Below are 18,529 nucleotides of genomic sequence, written 5' to 3' on the forward strand. Positions count from 1 at the left end.
CACTTAGTCTTTATTGTATTGAAGTTGTTGTTTTTCTGCGTGACGCTCTACCGCTAAGCTAATTAATTTTTTGATTAGCTCTGGATACGGCACATTCGTGTGTTGCCATAATAACGGATACATACTTACCGGTGTAAAGCCTGGTAATGTATTCACTTCGTTAATGAAAATTTCGTTGTCTGCTGTCACAAAGAAATCCGCACGTACTAAGCCGGCACCATCAATTGCTTTAAAGGCTTTTTTCGCCATTTCTACTAAATCCATATACACCGTTTCTTCTAAGGGTACAGGAATAATGAGTGCAGTTGAGCCGTCTTTATATTTTGAATCGTAATCATAAAACTCGGTCATCGGTTTAATTTCACCGGCAACTGATACTTTTGGTTCGTCGTTCCCTAAGACACCTAGCTCGATTTCACGTGCAATGATCCCTTGTTCGACAACGATTTTACGGTCATATTGTAGCGCGTAGGCAACAGCTTTCTCTAACTCTTTAGCATTACTTGCTTTACTAATCCCAACACTTGAGCCTAAGTTAGCTGGTTTAACGAACATTGGGTAGCCAAGCGTATCTTCACATTTCGCTGTATAGCCTGCTTGATTTTTTTCCCATTCACTACGAATAAAATGTACGTATGGTACTTGTGGTAAGCCAGCCATTTCAAACAACTGCTTCATCGCCACTTTATCCATACCCGCAGCTGAACCAAGTACGCCGTTTCCAACGTACGGAATATTTAATACTTCTAAAAACCCTTGCACTGTGCCATCTTCACCATTTGTACCGTGTAACAACGGGAAAATCACGTTAAACGGCGTTGTCATATGTGCTGTGATAAATTGTGTAATATTGTTATCAGCTTTTGAAGTTGATGTAAATTGTAATTGTTCGATTGATTGTGCGGCTTCTGTTAATTGAGGTCCTACACGCCATTCACCATTTAATGTAATAAAAATCGGAAAGACATCAAACTCGTTAAAATCTAACGCTTGTGTTACTGCCTTTGCAGTCGACAGCGATACCTCATGCTCGGCAGACTTGCCACCATATAATAAACCGATTCTTTTTTTCATTTCGTTGACCTCCAGTTTTCACTAGTTATTAGTGTACCATTTCCCTAATTTACGTTCGAGCCTCGTTTATACCGAACGAATCTCCACTTACTTAGGAACCTATTTTTTCGAGTTAAAAACACTCACCGCGCACCTGCTGTGAGTGTTAACTAATTTGTATTAATTCATCATAGCTTAGTTTTAAAATTTCATTTAAGTCATCCCATACTTCATCTGGGTAATCATAGTCACTAAGCGTTCGAACTTCGATTCCATAATGAGCGTTAGGCTTATCTAATTTATAGAGTGACAGTAACGCGCCTTCCTTCACATAAGGTCTATATAATCGCAATGTTGAAGGATCGATTGTTGGTGAACTATTTTTACTTTTTCTTCGCCAAAAACTTCCTGCGCCTTCTTTTTCTTTAATCATTTGATTAAACAAATTCGACACGAGTATTTCAGAATCCCCGATAAAACGATAATAAACTTTCGTCATTTTATCTGCAACGGATGAATAATACGTATAGCGGTTTTGTAGTTTACTAAAGAACGGTGTTGCCAGTGGCTCCCGCTTATGACTTAAATAAAGCAGCTCTGCTTGCTCGAGTGGCGTCAGTGCATTGACGTTCTTTTCAGATGCAAAATCCACCCAGCATAAGTCTTGCTTAAGGTCACTTTCTTTTTTCAGAAAACCAGCCATATCTTCATTCGTTACAAAATCGAATTGCGTATGCATATTAAATGAGCCATCTTCGTAGGCGTGTTTTAACAAAAGTATGTTTTTCATCGGTTCAACAGAAGTTACAAATTGTTTTAAAGTTAACCCACTATATACGACAAAATGTTCGACATCGTTCATATGTATGTAGATATGATGCATAAAATCTTCTGCTGCCCTCAGTTTTTTTGCCACGAAATACACACTCCTTTAATATGAATAATAGATTTATTATATGACTTCTTGTGCAAATTTGAAACATTTTATCCTTCGTTTCGTCCAACTTTTAAGTTAGGCTCTTGTCACAAATTTTTGAATGGTTCTTTTTACGTAAGTTCATAAAAAAAATCTACACTTAAACTAGCTCGCATATATTTGAGTAAAGTATTTTCTACAAGAATATGATACAGTAAATACAGCAAAAAAGTTTGCAATTTACCGCTTATTCTACTTTACATGATGCGAAACTTCAATCAGTGAGCGATGACTTACTGGTTCTTTTACGTGGAATCATTAGATAATAAATTCAGGCACAATTTGGGCCTTCAATTTGTTAGTATCTTTAACCCCATTCGGGTAATTAAAAAACATAAGGTGAATCAAAATGGATACAAACAATTATAATTTTACAAAGCGTTTCGATTGGACGCTTACCGTTATTTTATTTTTATTTCTCGGAGTCAGCCTACTTGCCATTGCGTCAGCACAAACATCTGGACAATACGGGGAAAATTACGTATTAAAGCAAGGGATTAACTATGTTATTTTTGCTTTTATGGCTGGTGTTGTCATGTACTTCGACCCAGACCAATACAAAAAATTAGCATGGCCTCTTTATGGGGTCGGATTGATCCTAATTATTGCAGTAGTCGCCATTCCTCCATCAACTGGGATTACGGTAGAACGAAACGGTGCACAAAGCTGGTTCAGTACGCCAATTGGGAATATTCAACCCGTAGAATTTATGAAAACCTTTTACATCTTGGCGACTGCTTTCTTAATTAGTAAGCATCATGAAAGAAATCCAAACAAAACAGTGAAGTCGGACTTTATTTTACTCGGAAAAATCGCGGCAACAATGATTGTGCCACTTGGCTTCATTATGCTACAGCCTGACTTAGGTTCGGGACTTGTTTTTATCGCGATTACGGCGGCACTTGTGATTGTAGCAGGGGTTACGTGGAAAATCATTTTACCGCTATTTGGCGGCGCGGCTCTCCTTGGTGGCTCACTCTTATGGATGGCACTGTATATGCAGGACTTCCTCGGAAAAGTATTCGGCTTCCAACCTTATCAATTCGCGCGTATTTATTCGTGGATTGACCCGCAATCTTATGCCACTTCAGATGGGTATCATTTAATTACGTCACTGAATGCCATTGGATCTGGTGAAATTTTTGGGAAAGGCTTTATGGCACGTGAAGTGTACGTAGCCGAAAACCATACGGACTTTATCTTTGCTGTAATCGGAGAAGAGTGGGGCTTTGTCGGAGCAAGTGCTGTCATTTGCTTATACTTCTTACTCATTTACCATCTAACAAAAACAACATTAATGTTAAAAGATCCGTTTTGTACATATGTTTGTGCAGGGATTATCGCAATGATTACGTTCCACGTGTTCGAAAACATTGGGATGACGATTCAACTATTACCAATCACAGGGATTCCACTTCCCTTCATAAGCTACGGTGGTAGTTCGATGATGGGGAACGCGCTTGCAATTGGTCTTGTATATAGTATGAAATTCCATTACCGCACATACATGTTCACATCAAACGATCCTGAAGATGAATAAATAAGAAAAGCGCTAAAGCGCCCTTAAAGCTCCGCGTCAGTCAAAACGCCACATCCAGGTGGCATGACCGGCGGGACCAAAATGACCGAGGAGCTGGCGCTTTAGCCTAGACATTGTTAAAACACATAAACTTTTCACTTCTTATCTAAATAAAAAACGACCACAGTCTAGCCGGCTGCGGTCGTTTTTTTAATTTTGTGTCTGCGGAGTTTGTGTTTTTGGTGGTGTTAAGACTTTTAGAAGCTCAAGACGCGATTTTGTAACCGTCGCTGTAACACCGATTTTTGCTAAATTGGTAACAATCCGTTTTAAATCCATTTCTTTCGCCAATTCCCATACACCTCAAACTTTCCTTTTGTAATTTATATAACGATTTCGATTCATAAAAGTTTCATTTTTAAAGGTCAGACCTTATACTTCTATACATTACCACAATATTGAAAGTCTGGTGTTTTAAATTTTGCTAAAAATACAATGACTTATTAGTAATTAACCAAATAAATCTTAAAATAAACAACTTTGAAAAATTTTTAATTGCTAGCTTTTTTATTTTAACAACCTAGACAACTATATTTCCATTTAATGATTTTTACACTTCGTTAATAATTAAATCTTATAGCAAATAAATTTTAAGCATGTTTAACATAAATTTCAAGTGGAAATATTGTAGTATACAATACTTTACCATTCGTATAACACCTAAGAATAGCACCTCGACATATTACGATCCTTACTGCTTTTTCGAGAATCTAACTTCATAGGAGGTACTTCATGATGAATAATTATGAAAAAAACATATATATACCGAAAGAATTAATCAATTTCCATACATGTTTGACACAATCAGCCGAACAGGTAGCGATTTTAAATCCTTTAAGACAACCTGCCTTTTTACATGAAAGTAAATTTGCTGGGTTACCTTTACTAACACACGAAATGGCGCACCCTAAAGACGAGCAAAATCAGTACATGTTATTTTTAGCACAAATTAATTTTGCTGAATTCAAATTAGAGCAACCATTTCCAGAAGACGGCATCTTACAATTTTATATTTCGCAGCAATGCTACGATAAAGTTAAATACCGTTCACAGTACGGCCATTTCAAGGTGCAATATTTACCCGAACATGCAATTCACCAACACTATGTTCAGGATTTTACTTATTTAAGCGATGTTAATTTAGCGGATTTCCCCATTCAACATGAAATGAAACTGCGCGCTACAACACAGTTTGAGCCTGTTTCTGCTACAGATTATCGTTTAAATAACTATTTCAATCCTGAAATTATGCATACCGCGATCACATTAGATGACCGCTCATTTGAAGATATTTATTTAGAAAGCTATTTAGCAGCCGAACATAAAATCGGCGGCTACCCATACTTTATTCACGAGGATTTCCGTAAGCAATCGCTGTATTTACAGCATTACGACACATTGCTTTTACAAATCGTTTCAAATGATGAACAAAAAATTATGTGGGGAGATAGTGGCATTATGAGTTTTTTCATTAACTCTGAAAAGTTAGCCAACCGCGATTTCTCAGATATTTATTTCCACATTGAAGAATATGAATAAATAACGTTTTTAAAACACTCGGTTAGAAGACGCCGAGTGTTTCTTTTTGCGTTCAAATTATTTACGCTATAATAAGGAGCGTAAATACAGAAAAAAAGTAGGTGAACTTTTTGAGCGCGATTATTGAAAATTATTTTTTACTTCCAATTATTATTTTTATCAATATCATTTTTGCGATTACCGTCATCTTTTTAGAGCGTAAAAAACCTTCATCAACTTGGGCTTGGCTACTTGTACTGTATTTCCTACCATTTGTTGGATTTTTATTATATTTATTACTTGGCCGCCAGTTACGCAAAAAGCATTTATTCCGCTGGGATGGTAAAAAGGATATTGGCATTGATCGTCTTATTACTTATCAGATTGAAGCGATTAAGAACAATCAGCTCGATTACCGAAATGAGCATGTACAAGATTATCGTCATTTAATTTATATGAATTTAACGACAAATAATGCCGTATTAACACAAGATAATGCCGTACATATCTTTGATGATGGTCGTGATAAATTCGAAGCACTCATTAAAGATATTCTTGCAGCGAAAAATCACATCCATATTCAATATTACATTTTCAAGCTTGATAACTTAGGTCGGCGTATTTATAACACGTTACTAAAAAAAGCAAAACAAGGGGTAAAGGTGCGGATTTTATATGATGAAATGGGCTCACGCGATGTGCGCAAACGCCATTTCAAAGAGTTAATTGAATTAGGTGGCGAGGTTGAGGTCTTTTTCCCGTCTATTTTACCGCTTATTAATCCCCGTTTGAATTTCCGAAACCACCGGAAAATCGTAGTCATTGACGGACGTATTGGTTATATTGGTGGCTTTAATGTTGGCGATGAATATCTAGGATTATCTGACCGCTTCGGCTATTGGCGCGATACGCATTTACGTATTGAAGGAAGCTCGGTGCATCCGTTGCAAACGCGTTTTATTTTAGACTGGAATCAGGCGAGTGCCAAAAATGATATTCGCTATGCGGAGCGTTACTTCCCGATTATTCCGCAAAAAGGGACATCTGCTTTGCAAATTATTTCAAGCGGGCCAGACACGGAATGGGAAGTAATTAAAAATAATTACTTACGTTTAATTACGAATGCCAAGCGCTACATCTATATTCAATCCCCGTATTTCATTCCGGACGAATCATTCTTTGACGCTATTCGTGTTGCCTCACTTTCAGGCATCGATGTGCGCATTATGATTCCGAACAAGCCGGATCATATGTTTGTTTACTGGGCGACGTATTCCTATGTTGGGCAGCTCGTTGTAGCAGGTGCCAAAATTTATCATTATGAAAAGGGCTTTATTCACGCGAAGATGATTGTTGTCGATGATGAGGTGGCCTCTGTTGGTACAGCAAATATCGATGTACGTAGCTTCAGTTTAAATTTTGAAGTGAATGCCGTACTATATGACCCTGCATTGGCACATCGCTTAGCAGAGATTTTTGAACATGATATTTTAGATAGCTCTGAGTTAACAAAGGAGCTTTACCTTAATCGTTCGAATGCTGTGAAATTCAAAGAATCGATTTCACGCTTATTATCGCCGATTTTATAAGAAAAGCGCTAAAGTGCCTCGAGCAGCTGAAGCGAATGCCTAGACACTAAAAAAAGTGTGTGGAAAGTTACATCTCTCCACACACTTTTACTATTCTAATCCTAAATATTCCTCTAATGTTACCCCTGCTTCATATACCTTCGTCGCTAAATCTCCGTCTAAATAACGGAAGTGCCACGACTCATACATAAAGCCTGTAATCTCTTCCTTGCCTTTTGGGTAGCGTAAAATAAAACCATGCTTATGCGCGTTGTTCACTAACCATTGCCCTGCCTTTGTTTCACCAAAAGCACTTGTTAACCATAAATCTTCGCGCCCTTTTTCCCCGATATCAAACGCTAAACCGGATTGGTGCTCTGAATGACCTGGACGTGCACTGTAACGGTCGGCTTCCCCCTTACCATCCTTCGCTACATAACGGTCATATAACGACGTTTGATATTCATACGAACGATAGCCGCTAAACGCTACAAGCTCGATCCCTTCTGCTTTTGCTGCTACTGCCATTTTATCGAAAGCTGCTTTTGCAGTTGGGTCTTCACCTTTATCGTAATCCGCTGGCAATGGATTTTTCTTATTGACGATTAATACGCCGTTCACATATGTAGGTTCTGTTGCCGGTTGTTGTCCTTCGATATAACCATTTACAATTTCTACTTCATTTTCCTTTGGTTGTTCTGTAGGTTCTGCTTCTTTTACTGGTTCTGTTTTTGGAACAATATCATTTGAAGGAGCCCCTTCAGTAGATTGTGTTGTTGACTCTGCCGGAGTTGAGTTTTCTACTAGTGGTAGCGAGTCAATCGGCTCTTGCTCGTTTGTAGTCGATTGTGCTGTATTGTACTTATAATAAACCGACCCTAAAATTGCAATTAATAATACGCATGAAATCGATGCGATTACTACAAATGGACTATTTTTCTTTTGATTTGAATTCATACTCATTCGCCTTCTTCTTTTAAGCTTTTACATTATCCCGCTAACATAACGATAACAACTAGTACCGAAAGAACAGCAAAAATCATGGACATTCTTTGCATCCATTTCGCCTCTTTATCATGTCCCTTTTGTTTAAACGTTCGCGAACGGAAAAAGTTAGTTAATGTAAACATAATCGTCATTGATAAAATGGCCGCATCCATGTTTTGTTTAATAATAAAAAATAGTGCTGATAAGCTCGATGCTGCTACTAAAACAAGCGATAACGTTTTTTCGTATTTCTTCATGAAACTCTCCTTACATGCTATTCATAGTATTACTCATGATTATATACCAAAATGAAAAACCCTCCACCCTTTTGCCTCGTTTCATGCAAACATTTACATGACGATTAGCTACAGGATGGAGAGTTTTGTCTATTTATTTCGATCAATTTTACACGTTTTCGTAAGCTACTTCTGCCATTTCAAAACGGAAAAACTCATGATGTAATTCATCGCGGAAGTGTTTTGGTGTAACACCTGTGTATTTTTTAAAAATACGCGTGAAATAACTTTGATTACAGAAATGGAACTGCTCTGAAATAGATGTAATACTTTTATTCGTATGACGTAAATAGTATTGAGATTCTTCTACACGGCGTACATTTAAATATTCTACTAGCGTAATACCAACATGTTCACGGAAAATGCGTGATAAATGGCTTGTGCTAATATGGAAATTTGCTGCAATACTTTCAACTGTTAGGTCATTTTCTAACTCATCATTGATATACATAATGACTTTATTAACCGTTTGATGACGGAATGTTGGTTGTTTGCGATCTGCAATGAAGTAGACATAAAAATCAATTAGGTCATCAGCGAATTGTAAGAATTCAGCATCTTTCATTTTGTTTTCAACCATATCCGCACACGCTAAATTAAAAGCAAACGCTTTTTTCGACGGTACCTGATTATCTAATAGCTTGCGTGCAACAATTGAAGATAAAACAACGAAATATTGACGTACTACTTTGATTACTTGTTTACCAAAACGTACAGATAAAATATCAATAATTTCGTGCAACGTCTTTTTCGCTTTTGACGCTTCTAAATGATAGACTTCAAATATTAACTTGGATTCTAAAACAAAAAAGTCTTCGATACCAGCGTATTGGTTAATATTATCAATTTCCTGGAAATAACGTTTTGAAATTGTTTCCGAAATTGAATGTTGATGTAGTTGCATAAATTACCCCATCTTTCTTCAGAATAGATATTCTGTTACTTATTCGAAAGGCTATCGTCATAAAATGACATGATTCTTCATCCATGCAGATTGGGGTGTTCAATACACTAACCTATCTGCCTACAATATTAATTAAAATATTATATTACGTTAAGCAATATTATACTTAAGGTTCAATTTATTAAGTGACGTGATTATTTATACGTTTCAAGAATTTCATCATACAATATTATGTTTTTGCATATTATTGTTCGTTTTATTAGTAACTATAGTGAATATTACCATATTTTACGTTTTCCTTTCAACCTAATTTTAACAATTAGCATAGTTCTAAATCATCACTAATATTCCCTTTTCTAGAAAATTTATTGTCTCACAGGCTGAGAATCCGAGTATTCATACAGTTTCCACTCGTTATATTTTGTAATTATTATCCAAGTTATAGTTCTCAAAAAGTTCACTTTACTTTATCCTAAATAATTTTTCTAGAAGAAAAAAAATCTTCTTAACCTAATTTCTTTAAATATGTAGTAAAATAGTTCATAATTGTATAAAATGCTTATGAAGAGGTGTTATAGAGTGGATCCAAAACAAATTGAAGAAATCATGGAAGTCATTAAAGAATTTTTCCCCGAAAATACGTCAATTGCTATTTCAGACACAAGTGAGTATATATACTACCAAGCTAGTAAAAAGGTAGATTTAAAAATCAAACCAGGCGATCCGATTAAAGAAGGTTCAGCTGCTCATAAAGCATTAACGTATGGTCAAAAAATCAATTCATACATCGAGTCAGATGTATTCGGCGTTCCTTACTACGGGATGAGTATTCCATTAATTGAAGAAGGGGAAACGAAAGGCGCTATTACAGCCATTTTCCCTCAAAAGCCATCACCATTTTTAACAAACTATATTACTGTTAAAATTGATGATTGCTGGTACCCGATTAAACATAATCAAGTGATTTATCTTGAAACGCAATTACGCAAGACATTCGTAAAAACGATGCACCGCGAAGGTTATCACCGTTTAAACTTAAGCGATTTAGAGCTATTTTTAGCTCCGGATTCTTTTATCCGTTGTCACCGTTCGTACATCGTCAATATTGATTTCATCGAAGAGATTCAACCAGATTCTCATTCTACATTCTTATTAATTATGAAAGACGGTACACGCATTCCAGTTAGTCAACGTTATGCAAGTTACTTCCGTCGTTCACTAGGGTTCTAATATACAACACAGGCGGCTTATCTTATGATAAGCCGCCTTTTTCGTGTTCGTGTCATATAACAGTATGTCTTTTTGCCTCTTTTTTCAGTCATTATTGCATATATTTGCTAGGTTATACCTAATTCCCAATACACGAAATTACAGAATTCCGTCGAACTCGAGTTGTTTATTCTCTTAAAATCATCTTTTAAGCGCTTTTATACCTTCTTTGGAGTAAATGTGACAATTTGATGATATTATTAGCTTAACTGTCAGCGCATTATCTGACGAAAAAAACAGAAAATTCCAAAAAATTTCCTGTTTACTCAAACCATCAAAAACTTTTTAGGGGGATTTTTAAATGGATTTACGAGTTCAGAAACGTTTAGGTTTAAAAGAATTAGTAGGTAAAGTAATGTCTGCACAAGAAGCAGCTGCTTTAATTGAAGACGGTTCAGTAGTAGGTATGTCAGGATTTACACGTGCTGGTGATGCAAAGGTTATTCCTATGGCATTAGTAGAGCGCGCTAAAAACGAAAAATTCCAAATTGATGTATATACAGGAGCTTCTTTAGGTCCTGAAGTTGATAAATATTTAGCAGAAGCTGGCGTTATCCGCAAACGTGGTCCATTCCAAGCGGATTCAGGTATCCGTAACATGATTAACTCTGGCCAAGTATCATACGTTGATGCTCACCTTTCTCACAATGCTGAGTTAGTACGCCAAGGCATTATCGGACCGATCAAACATGCAATTATCGAAGCAGTAGCAATTACTGAAGACGGTATGATCATCCCAACAACTTCTGTTGGTAACTCACCAATCTTCGTAGATTATGCTGAAAACGTAATTATCGAGTTAAACATTTCACACCCAGAATCAATGATCGGTATCCACGACATTTACATTCCAGGTGAACAAGGTAAGCGTGAGCCAATTCCAATGACAAACGCTGAACAACGCCTTGGTACAATCGGTATTAAAGTAGACCCAGCTAAAATCCAAGCGATCGTTATTTCAGAAGAGCCAGATGCGCCTTCAATGATCGTTCCTCCAGATGAGGAAACGCAAAACATGGCGAACATTTTATTAGATTTCTTCCGCGATGAAATCAAAGCGGGTCGCTTAACAAACGAATTAGCGCCATTACAATCTGGTGTAGGTTCTGTAGCAAACGCTGTACTTGACGGCTTCGCTGATTCAGAATTCGAAAACTTAGTAGTAGCTTCTGAAGTATTACAAGATGCAGTATTCAACTTAATCGATGCTGGTAAAGTTAAATTCGCAGCTGGTGCTTCAATCACGCTTACAAAAGAATTACAAGAAAAAGTATACGGTAACTTAGAGAACTACGCAGACAAAATCTGCCTACGTCCACAAGAAATCTCTAACCACCCAGAGCTTATCCGTCGTTTGGGCTTAATCTCAATCAACACAGCTCTTGAGTTAGATATCTATGGTAACGTTAACTCTACACACGTTTCAGGTACAAAAATGATGAACGGTATCGGTGGTTCTGGTGACTTCGCGCGTAACGCTCGTCTTGGTATCTTCGTAACAAAATCATATGCGAAAGCGGGCGCGATTTCTTCAATCGTACCAATGGTTTCTCACGTAGACCACACAGAACACGATGTAGATGTAATCGTAACTGAACAAGGGATCGCTGACTTACGTGGTTTAGCTCCAAAAGAGCGCGCTGCTTTAATCATCGAAAACTGTGCACACCCAGATTACAAAGAGCAATTATGGGATTACTACAACCGTGCTGTAGAAGCAACGGGTAACGCTCAAACTCCTCACATCTTAGAGGAAGCTCTTTCTTGGCACGTAAATCTTGCTAAAAACAAAACAATGAAAAAAGAAATCGTTAAAGCTTAATTTTAAATTTAAAAGGCCATGAAGTCCGTATTTACGGATTCATGGCCTTTTATTATTGTTGTTGTTTATAATTGTAATCATTAATCGTCTTTTGTGCGCCACCTTCACTTATGAACTTGTTCTCATCAACTTGTAGTGGATTAGCGGCCGCTTCAGCAATATCTGCAATAACACCTATTTCGTTACCAACCTCCATGTTCCTTTGTCCATTCATTACATTTGTTGTCTTCATTCTAGCTCCGTTAATAAAATCCATCGTTTTATCTCGATTTTCCTTTTTACTTAAAAAGGATGCCGCCCCCGCTAATAATCCAGCCATTACAACACCTTTACCTTTTAATTTTGCCATAGTAAATTCCCTCCCAACTTTTTTATTCATTTACCCAGTGTAAAATATTTTAAAACCTTTTTACACTATGATTAAATTGCTCTTTTTAGGTTAAATTATAAATAACACTATTTGGTAGTGGTTAAGATACATCCTAAAGGAGTGTTAAGTATGTTACAAAATGAGGAAATTGGTTATAAAGGAACAGAGATTCTTGCACTTCTTGGTGCTGCCACACTAATGACCGCTATTATCTCCCTATTCATTGGATTATGAACATAAATAAAGCTGTGCGAGACAAAATCGCACAGCCTTTTTTTATGCTTTTACATCATCGTATGCATCACTTTTTTCAAAAGCTGATACAACATAAGAACAAATCGCATTCATTTTTAAATTATTTTTACGTGCATAGTCTGCTGCTGCGTCTAATAGTTTTTTGGCTACCCCTTTGCCTCTTAACACATCAGATACATACGTATGATTCATGTTCATGACATTGTCGCGTAATACCCATGTGATCTCTGCTACACGCTCTCCGTTTAGTTCATACTCAAGTGCACCGTGATTATTCCCCTTATCGCTATACGTAAATTCCATATTTATCCCTCCTTTGTATTAGTTTCAATATAGCATAATTCAAATTTTCTAAAAAATAAAAGCACCCATTATTATGAGTGCTTTTCGTCATTTCTATTCTTTTGAGAACCAAGAAGAAATGGTATCAATTAAGCTATTGAAGAAGTTCTTCACACTTTGCCAGAAGCCTTCATCTTCTAAAATCGCACCAAATTTTTCGTTAAACTCCGTCGATAAATCTGATAATTGATCTGACCATTTACTGAAATCAATATTTAAATTACTAATACGATCCATTAAATCTACCAGTAGCTGGCGGTCTCGATCACTTAAGTTAATTTGGAATTTTGCTAATTGGTCTTCTACAATTTGTTGTACTTCTTCTTTTGATTCTGGTTTATTTTCAGCGATAACCTTTTTAATTTCTGTTAATAATTCTGCTACTTGTGCGTCTGTTACCCCTGCAGATTCTGCAAGTGATGTCGCAACCGATAGTTCATCATTCGCAACGTCCGTTCGCTCAATATCAAGCGTTTCACCCGTTTTTACTTCGTAGGCTTTATAGATTCCTACTAACGCTGAATGACCCGTTACAGGCTTCGGTGCGGCGATTTCTACGATTGCATCTTCAATACCCGCTGTTAACATCGCACTTGCATACATTTCTGATGTAACTTGTGTAATATTTTCTGGTGTTACAATGCTAATCACGAGCCCCTTGCCTGCATCTTGACGTGTAATTTTTGCTGACGAGAACATACGAGAGCTTGGGTTTGAATCTTTAATATATTTTGCTAAATCTTGACCTGAAATTGTAATTTCATCTACTTCAGTTTCTTTGTCTACACGTAAAGCGATCTTTACATTTTCTTTTTCCTCTGCAGATAAATTACTTCCATAAACAACAATTGGTACCCCTAATTTTTCGTTAATCGGATTTTTCGCTGTTGTTGCAGCAGAAGCATTAAGCGGTAGTACGATTGACAGCATTAATGCAAATACCGCGATAAGTGCGATCCATTTTTGTTTCATGTTTTGTCCCCCTTCGAAATGTATATGCATATACATGTACATTCATTTATTAATACGAATAAAAAAAGTAAAAGGTTGCATTTTTCTCATCCTTTTACTTTTCATCGTATCTATTAATGATTAGTTAAACAATTTCTGTCCAACCATCTTGTTGATTAATTTTACGGGCTTTCATTAATGTACCTAACGCACGCTTGAATGCACCTTTACTCATACCAAACATTTCATCGATTTCTTCTGGTGTTGATTTATCACTGAACGGCATTTTGCCACCAACGCTCTCTAAGTAAGCAAAGATTTTTTCTGCATCCTCACCTAAACGTTCATGCTTGCGCGGTAAAAATGAACCGTTTAATGAGCCATCTTCTTTTACATCGATAATACGAACGCTCACTTCTTGACCCAAACGTGGCTCAGCCTTCATTTCTGATTCGTGTACAAAAATACGGTACGGTACTTCTACACCAAGTAAGAATGAACCAACTGGTAATAAACGATATGGGCGTGCTGTAATCGTTTTGTTGAACATTTCTTCTGTTGCCGCTTCGTACATTTCATTTACTTTTTCTTCTGTCGCTAAACGACCGAATAGATCGCCATTACGGTCTGTACGTAATGTCATGTATAATTGGTCGCCCGCTTCTGGCCATACTTCATCGATTACTGGTAGGTCCTCTGCACGTACAAGCACTTCACGAGAAGTCCCGATGTCACAGAACGCCCCTTCTTTTGTTACCTTCAATACGCGTGCAAAGCCGTAATTGGCCTCTGTAATATGTGGTACGGCTGTCGTTGCTTGTAGTTCCCCACGGCGGTCCGTATATAAAAATACTTGAACGGTATCGCCAATCGTAATGCTTTCTACTACATCTGAAGCATTTACCGGAATTTCAATATCACCATTCGTTAAAATATAGCGTGATCCTTGTTCCTCTAATACCGTTAAGCTAACAACTTGTCCTGATTTCATTAATTGATTCATATTGTTCTCCTTTTTCCTGTAAATCATTACATACTATGATTTGATTTCATTTCTTCTAGCTTCCTTGTCAATTGAGGCTCATCTTCTAACAGTTGTACAAGATCGGCAATTCGATCGATTGAATTCCAGCTTAAATGATGCTCAATACCTTCTACATCATTATAAATGCGCTCTTCATCGACCCCAATCAAACGTAAAAATTGTTCGAGCAACTCATGACGTTGCACAAGTCGCTTCCCTAATTTTTGCCCTTTTGGTGTTAATGTTAACCCTCTATATTTTTCATAGACTAAATATCCATCTTTATCTAACTTCTGCACCATTTTTGTAACCGAGGAAGGTAGAACAGATAAAGCTTCTGCAATATCGGACACACGAGCATATCCCTTATTTTCAATTAATAAATAAATTTGTTCGATGTGGTCCTCCATGCTAGGTGTTGGCATAACTGTTCCCTCTCTTTCCAATTGCTCTTTTAAGTGTACTACAAGTTTAGACAAAAAGTTAACTGAAAAACTGCAAGACCGAAAAAAGAGCCCATTCAAGTTTCAATAAGCACTTGAACAGCCTCTTCCATTTTTATAGGAACTTCAAAATTTGTAAAAAACCTAATACTCCTACCACAGAAAGGAATTATCTATTTTAAACAAGTTAAAAGAATCTCTCTTTATTAATGGCTTGGATATCGATTCACGACATGAAGCGCGCGAATAATTTGCTTGTTAATCTCTTCAATACTCTCAGGTGTATTTAACTGTTTGAATACTGCATCCCGCGCTTTTTCTGAAGCTACATAGCGTGTCGGTAACGCATTTAAAGCAATTGCATTGACATCCATTTCGCATTGTTCACAATGACAAAATGTTTGATATTCAACACCATGAAGTAAGAAGCTAACTAGTCCTCGGACAATTTCTTCGGTGACATTCACTAATTTCATTTTTGCCATCTCTATCTTTCGCCTCATTTAATTTCTTTTTCTCTACTTAATCATATAACGTTCCTCATAATAACTCAAGATTATATAAATCTAAAATCAAAATTTTACTCAAGTCAAAATAATATTTACTATCAATTCCCTTTATGAAATGCTGTTTTTTTAATAACTCCTATTAATTAAGGTCAAAAGTAAGAAAAAAAGCAGCCTCTTCGAATAAGAGGCTGCTTACATATTACTGTGCTTTTAATACTAAATCGTAGTTTGTATGAATTACATCATTGATATTTGTTTTGTGGTAACGACCATACGCCCAATTTGAGATTTGATTATCGTACCATTTTGACTTTACGTGTCCGCTTTGACCTGGACCTACGATGTGATGGGCTGTCGATAAATCATTTAAGTCCACAGCGAATCGCCATGATGCTCCGTGAATCACATTACCGTTACCATCTTCCGCTGCCGCCTGAACGGTTACACTCGAACCACCAACCGCTATTTTTTCAGGATTTAAATAATAAGCTAAAATATCATTGGCACTTGCAAGCGGTGAATTGAATGTTAGCTTATTATAGCTACCCCACTTCCAATTTGAAACTGCTGCACCAAATTTACCTTGAACTTTTGTTACGGCATCTTCAAAGGCTGTGTACACAAATGAATCTAAACCGCCTTCTTCTTTAACCCATACACCTTCGTTCCCAGTATATGCATCACGTAGCATTTGGTCCGTAATTTGTGATTTACCAGGCATCATTTTATAAACGTCCGCCGGCATTGCATCTTCAAATAGTGCTTTTTCCATGTTTTCAATTAAGAAATGATACACAAGCGGTGCACCTTGATCTTTGTCGTCATAGTACTCCCACTTTTCTAGTAATGTGATAACTTTTGCGTACTTACCTTCTGTATCCTGTGCTTTAATTGTCCCTAGTAAGCTTGGTAAAAACTCTTCTGCATGTAAGTTTTTCTTATCCATTTGCATCGCTTTCATATCGGCTAGCGTCATTTTTAATTGTTCACCTGTTGTTTTATCGTATACAGGTGTTTCAATCATTTCAACGATGCGCTCATAGCGATATGGCTGCGCCCAAAGGTTTGAAATGTGGTAAGGGTATTCCTTGCCGATAATTTCGTTATTTGCTGTTGCGACATAGCCCTCTTCTGGGTTAATGACTGTTGGCAATTCATCGAACGGGATATAGCTTTCCCAGCCGTATTCAGAAGAATTACCCGGTACTGGTAATGCACCTGTACCTTGTTTACGAATTGGTACTAAACCGTTTGCTTTGTAAGCAATTGTGCCGTCTTGTGATGCGAATACAAAGTTTTGTGCAGGTGCTTTAAAGTCTTCCAGCGCTGTTTCAAACTCTTCCCAGTTTGCCGCTTTGTTGAAGCCTAAAATCGCCCGTAACTCTTGCGTTGACTGCAATGCTGTCCACTGCATTGCAAACTGCTCTTTGACCTCTGTATCTTTTAACATAATGTTAGAAATAATAGGGCCGTGACGTGTTTCCACGACTTCAAAGTCTACTGTTTTGCCGCCTTTTACGTTAATTGGCTCTTGGCGAACTGTAGCATCTTCCCACTGACCGTCATATTCAAATTGATAAGGATTTTCTGGATTTGGTACTTCGATATATAAATCTTGCACATCTGGGTTTACGTTCGTTACACCCCATGCGATTTCTTCGTTATGTCCTAAAATAATCCCTGGAATCCCGGCAAAAATTACACCGCTGACATTTTGCTCTGGTGATTGTAGGTGCATTTGATACCAAACAGATGGTGAACTTAGCCCTAAGTGAGGATCATCTGCAAGTAACGGCTTACCTGACTCGGTTAACTCACCACCGATTACCCAGTTGTTACTACCGTTAAATTCTGATGGTAAGTAATCTGTTGTAAATGCTGAGGCGATATTTGTTTCTAAGTTTACGTTGGCTTCAATAATTGATTTTGCGTTTTCTGGATATTCAACAAAGAGCTCTTTTGCCTCTTCTTCCGTGAAGTTTTGTATTGCCCAAGAACGGAAGGCTTGTTGATTCCAGTTACCACCTAAATCGTAGGCCATATATTTACCAATTGTTAATGAGTCGATTGGTATCCATGGTGATGGCTTGTATCCTAATAATTTAAATTCATATGATAATTTACTTGTGTCGCTTACTTCGTCGATGAAAGCATTCACCCCTTCAGCAAACCATTCTAAAATTTTTTTTGAATCCGCATCATAACCTTCCCATGAAAGTTCTGCTGCCTTACGTAAGCTAAATGTACGGAAATATTTGTCTGTTTCTACTGCTGATGCGCCCACTACTTCTGCTAATGTACCACTCGCTTGACGACGTGCTAAATCCATTTGGAATAGACGGTCCTGTGCTTGTACATAGCCTTGTGCACGGTAAAGGTCCGCTTCTGATTTTGCTGTAATATGAGGAACGCCCATGTCATCACGTGTTACTTCGACATTATCATCTAAAATGCTAACAATCACTTCACCTTCAATTAACGGCTTTGAATTTGCTACATACATATGTATTCCTGCGATTACGACACCACCTAAAATGATGACCACACCAATAGCCCAAACAATAAGGTTCACCCATTTACGCCATGTTGGCTTTGCTTTTTGTACCATAAAATCCCCCTCTATATTTATTAGATTCGACTGGATTTATGTTAATTGAAAAGCA

At 37.2% G+C, this 18,529-nt stretch carries 18 protein-coding genes; 5 read left to right on the plus strand and 13 right to left on the minus strand.

The genetic code is table 11. The annotated features are described in order from the left end of the window. Window positions 1-3: 3 nt before the first annotated feature. Together NSQ62_RS19290 and NSQ62_RS19295 are read right to left on the minus strand one after the other, a co-directional pair. Window positions 4-1,074: a D-alanine--D-alanine ligase gene (locus NSQ62_RS19290; RefSeq protein ID WP_341321671.1), complete on the minus strand. Its 1,071-nt coding sequence runs from the start codon at window positions 1,072-1,074 to the stop codon at window positions 4-6. 145 nt (window positions 1,075-1,219) lie between these two features. After that, on the minus strand, window positions 1,220-1,969 hold the full coding sequence (locus NSQ62_RS19295; protein WP_341321672.1) for a hypothetical protein: 750 nt from the start codon (window positions 1,967-1,969) through the stop codon (window positions 1,220-1,222). Between the two features lie 409 nt (window positions 1,970-2,378). Here NSQ62_RS19295 and NSQ62_RS19300 point away from each other — a divergent pair, with 409 nt between their 5' ends. After that, entirely contained in the window at window positions 2,379-3,569 is a 1,191-nt protein-coding gene (locus NSQ62_RS19300) for an FtsW/RodA/SpoVE family cell cycle protein (protein ID WP_341321673.1), read from the plus strand. A 189-nt stretch (window positions 3,570-3,758) separates the two neighbouring features. Here the strand turns inward: NSQ62_RS19300 and NSQ62_RS19305 are convergent, their stop codons facing one another. Then, window positions 3,759-3,899, minus strand: a complete 141-nt coding sequence (locus tag NSQ62_RS19305; protein ID WP_341321674.1) for an Lmo0850 family protein — start codon at window positions 3,897-3,899, stop codon at window positions 3,759-3,761. Window positions 3,900-4,340: 441 nt separating this feature from the next. On the opposite strand from NSQ62_RS19305, the gene NSQ62_RS19310 reads away from it, so the two are divergent. Next, on the plus strand, window positions 4,341-5,147 hold the full coding sequence (locus NSQ62_RS19310; RefSeq protein WP_341321675.1) for a YwqG family protein: 807 nt from the start codon (window positions 4,341-4,343) through the stop codon (window positions 5,145-5,147). A 101-nt stretch (window positions 5,148-5,248) separates the two neighbouring features. Continuing rightward, entirely contained in the window at window positions 5,249-6,715 is a 1,467-nt protein-coding gene (gene cls, locus NSQ62_RS19315) for a cardiolipin synthase (protein ID WP_341321676.1), read from the plus strand. A gap of 90 nt (window positions 6,716-6,805) precedes the next feature. On the opposite strand, the gene NSQ62_RS19320 is transcribed toward cls, so the two are convergent. From NSQ62_RS19320 to NSQ62_RS19330, 3 genes are all read right to left on the minus strand, one after another. Then, window positions 6,806-7,651: a M15 family metallopeptidase gene (locus NSQ62_RS19320; RefSeq protein WP_341321677.1), complete on the minus strand. Its 846-nt coding sequence runs from the start codon at window positions 7,649-7,651 to the stop codon at window positions 6,806-6,808. A gap of 32 nt (window positions 7,652-7,683) precedes the next feature. Continuing rightward, on the minus strand, window positions 7,684-7,938 hold the full coding sequence (locus NSQ62_RS19325; protein WP_341321678.1) for a hypothetical protein: 255 nt from the start codon (window positions 7,936-7,938) through the stop codon (window positions 7,684-7,686). Window positions 7,939-8,086: 148 nt separating this feature from the next. Further along, on the minus strand, window positions 8,087-8,881 hold the full coding sequence (locus NSQ62_RS19330; RefSeq protein ID WP_341321679.1) for an AraC family transcriptional regulator: 795 nt from the start codon (window positions 8,879-8,881) through the stop codon (window positions 8,087-8,089). A gap of 579 nt (window positions 8,882-9,460) precedes the next feature. Here NSQ62_RS19330 and NSQ62_RS19335 point away from each other — a divergent pair. Together NSQ62_RS19335 and NSQ62_RS19340 are read left to right on the plus strand one after the other, a co-directional pair. Then, window positions 9,461-10,111 carry a LytTR family DNA-binding domain-containing protein gene (locus NSQ62_RS19335; protein WP_341321680.1) on the plus strand — a complete coding sequence of 217 codons (651 nt, stop codon included), beginning with the start codon at window positions 9,461-9,463 and terminating at the stop codon, window positions 10,109-10,111. 340 nt (window positions 10,112-10,451) lie between these two features. Next, the gene (locus NSQ62_RS19340) at window positions 10,452-11,972 is read left to right on the plus strand and encodes a succinate CoA transferase (protein WP_341321681.1); all 1,521 of its coding nucleotides are present in this window, start codon (window positions 10,452-10,454) and stop codon (window positions 11,970-11,972) included. Between the two features lie 52 nt (window positions 11,973-12,024). Here the strand turns inward: NSQ62_RS19340 and NSQ62_RS19345 are convergent, their stop codons facing one another. The 7 genes from NSQ62_RS19345 to NSQ62_RS19375 form a co-directional block, all read right to left on the minus strand. Further along, window positions 12,025-12,321, minus strand: a complete 297-nt coding sequence (locus NSQ62_RS19345; RefSeq protein ID WP_341321682.1) for a hypothetical protein — start codon at window positions 12,319-12,321, stop codon at window positions 12,025-12,027. A gap of 297 nt (window positions 12,322-12,618) precedes the next feature. Beyond that, window positions 12,619-12,900 carry a GNAT family N-acetyltransferase gene (locus NSQ62_RS19350; protein WP_341321683.1) on the minus strand — a complete coding sequence of 94 codons (282 nt, stop codon included), beginning with the start codon at window positions 12,898-12,900 and terminating at the stop codon, window positions 12,619-12,621. A gap of 93 nt (window positions 12,901-12,993) precedes the next feature. Beyond that, complete coding sequence (locus NSQ62_RS19355; protein WP_341321684.1) at window positions 12,994-13,911, minus strand: DUF1002 domain-containing protein; 918 nt, start codon at window positions 13,909-13,911, stop codon at window positions 12,994-12,996. 124 nt (window positions 13,912-14,035) lie between these two features. Continuing rightward, window positions 14,036-14,893: a S1-like domain-containing RNA-binding protein gene (locus NSQ62_RS19360; RefSeq protein WP_341321685.1), complete on the minus strand. Its 858-nt coding sequence runs from the start codon at window positions 14,891-14,893 to the stop codon at window positions 14,036-14,038. Window positions 14,894-14,919: 26 nt separating this feature from the next. Beyond that, window positions 14,920-15,339 (minus strand): transcriptional regulator MntR, encoded by a 420-nt coding sequence (mntR, locus tag NSQ62_RS19365; protein WP_341321686.1) that lies wholly within the window; start codon window positions 15,337-15,339, stop codon window positions 14,920-14,922. Window positions 15,340-15,563: 224 nt separating this feature from the next. After that, entirely contained in the window at window positions 15,564-15,842 is a 279-nt protein-coding gene (locus NSQ62_RS19370) for a late competence development ComFB family protein (RefSeq protein ID WP_341321687.1), read from the minus strand. 223 nt (window positions 15,843-16,065) lie between these two features. After that, complete coding sequence (locus NSQ62_RS19375) at window positions 16,066-18,474, minus strand: penicillin acylase family protein (RefSeq protein ID WP_341321688.1); 2,409 nt, start codon at window positions 18,472-18,474, stop codon at window positions 16,066-16,068. Window positions 18,475-18,529 lie beyond the last annotated feature (55 nt).

Origin of the sequence: Solibacillus sp. FSL H8-0523, assembly GCF_038051985.1 — a bacterium.
Classification (GTDB): Bacteria; Bacillota; Bacilli; order Bacillales_A; family Planococcaceae; genus Solibacillus.

Excerpts from the sequence above, each read along its gene's own strand:
- NSQ62_RS19370 (WP_341321687.1), bottom strand. The coding sequence starts at position 15,842 with ATGGCAAAAATGAAATTAGTGAATGTCACCGAAGAAATTGTCCGAGGA.
- NSQ62_RS19345 (WP_341321682.1), bottom strand. The coding sequence starts at position 12,321 with ATGGCAAAATTAAAAGGTAAAGGTGTTGTAATGGCTGGATTATTAGCG.
- NSQ62_RS19300 (WP_341321673.1), top strand. The coding sequence starts at position 2,379 with ATGGATACAAACAATTATAATTTTACAAAGCGTTTCGATTGGACGCTT.
- NSQ62_RS19310 (WP_341321675.1), top strand. The coding sequence starts at position 4,341 with ATGATGAATAATTATGAAAAAAACATATATATACCGAAAGAATTAATC.
- NSQ62_RS19290 (WP_341321671.1), bottom strand. The coding sequence starts at position 1,074 with ATGAAAAAAAGAATCGGTTTATTATATGGTGGCAAGTCTGCCGAGCAT.
- mntR (WP_341321686.1), bottom strand. The coding sequence starts at position 15,339 with ATGCCAACACCTAGCATGGAGGACCACATCGAACAAATTTATTTATTA.
- NSQ62_RS19375 (WP_341321688.1), bottom strand. The coding sequence starts at position 18,474 with ATGGTACAAAAAGCAAAGCCAACATGGCGTAAATGGGTGAACCTTATT.
- NSQ62_RS19330 (WP_341321679.1), bottom strand. The coding sequence starts at position 8,881 with ATGCAACTACATCAACATTCAATTTCGGAAACAATTTCAAAACGTTAT.
- NSQ62_RS19340 (WP_341321681.1), top strand. The coding sequence starts at position 10,452 with ATGGATTTACGAGTTCAGAAACGTTTAGGTTTAAAAGAATTAGTAGGT.
- NSQ62_RS19325 (WP_341321678.1), bottom strand. The coding sequence starts at position 7,938 with ATGAAGAAATACGAAAAAACGTTATCGCTTGTTTTAGTAGCAGCATCG.
- NSQ62_RS19350 (WP_341321683.1), bottom strand. The coding sequence starts at position 12,900 with ATGGAATTTACGTATAGCGATAAGGGGAATAATCACGGTGCACTTGAG.
- NSQ62_RS19360 (WP_341321685.1), bottom strand. The coding sequence starts at position 14,893 with ATGAATCAATTAATGAAATCAGGACAAGTTGTTAGCTTAACGGTATTA.
- NSQ62_RS19320 (WP_341321677.1), bottom strand. The coding sequence starts at position 7,651 with ATGAATTCAAATCAAAAGAAAAATAGTCCATTTGTAGTAATCGCATCG.
- NSQ62_RS19355 (WP_341321684.1), bottom strand. The coding sequence starts at position 13,911 with ATGAAACAAAAATGGATCGCACTTATCGCGGTATTTGCATTAATGCTG.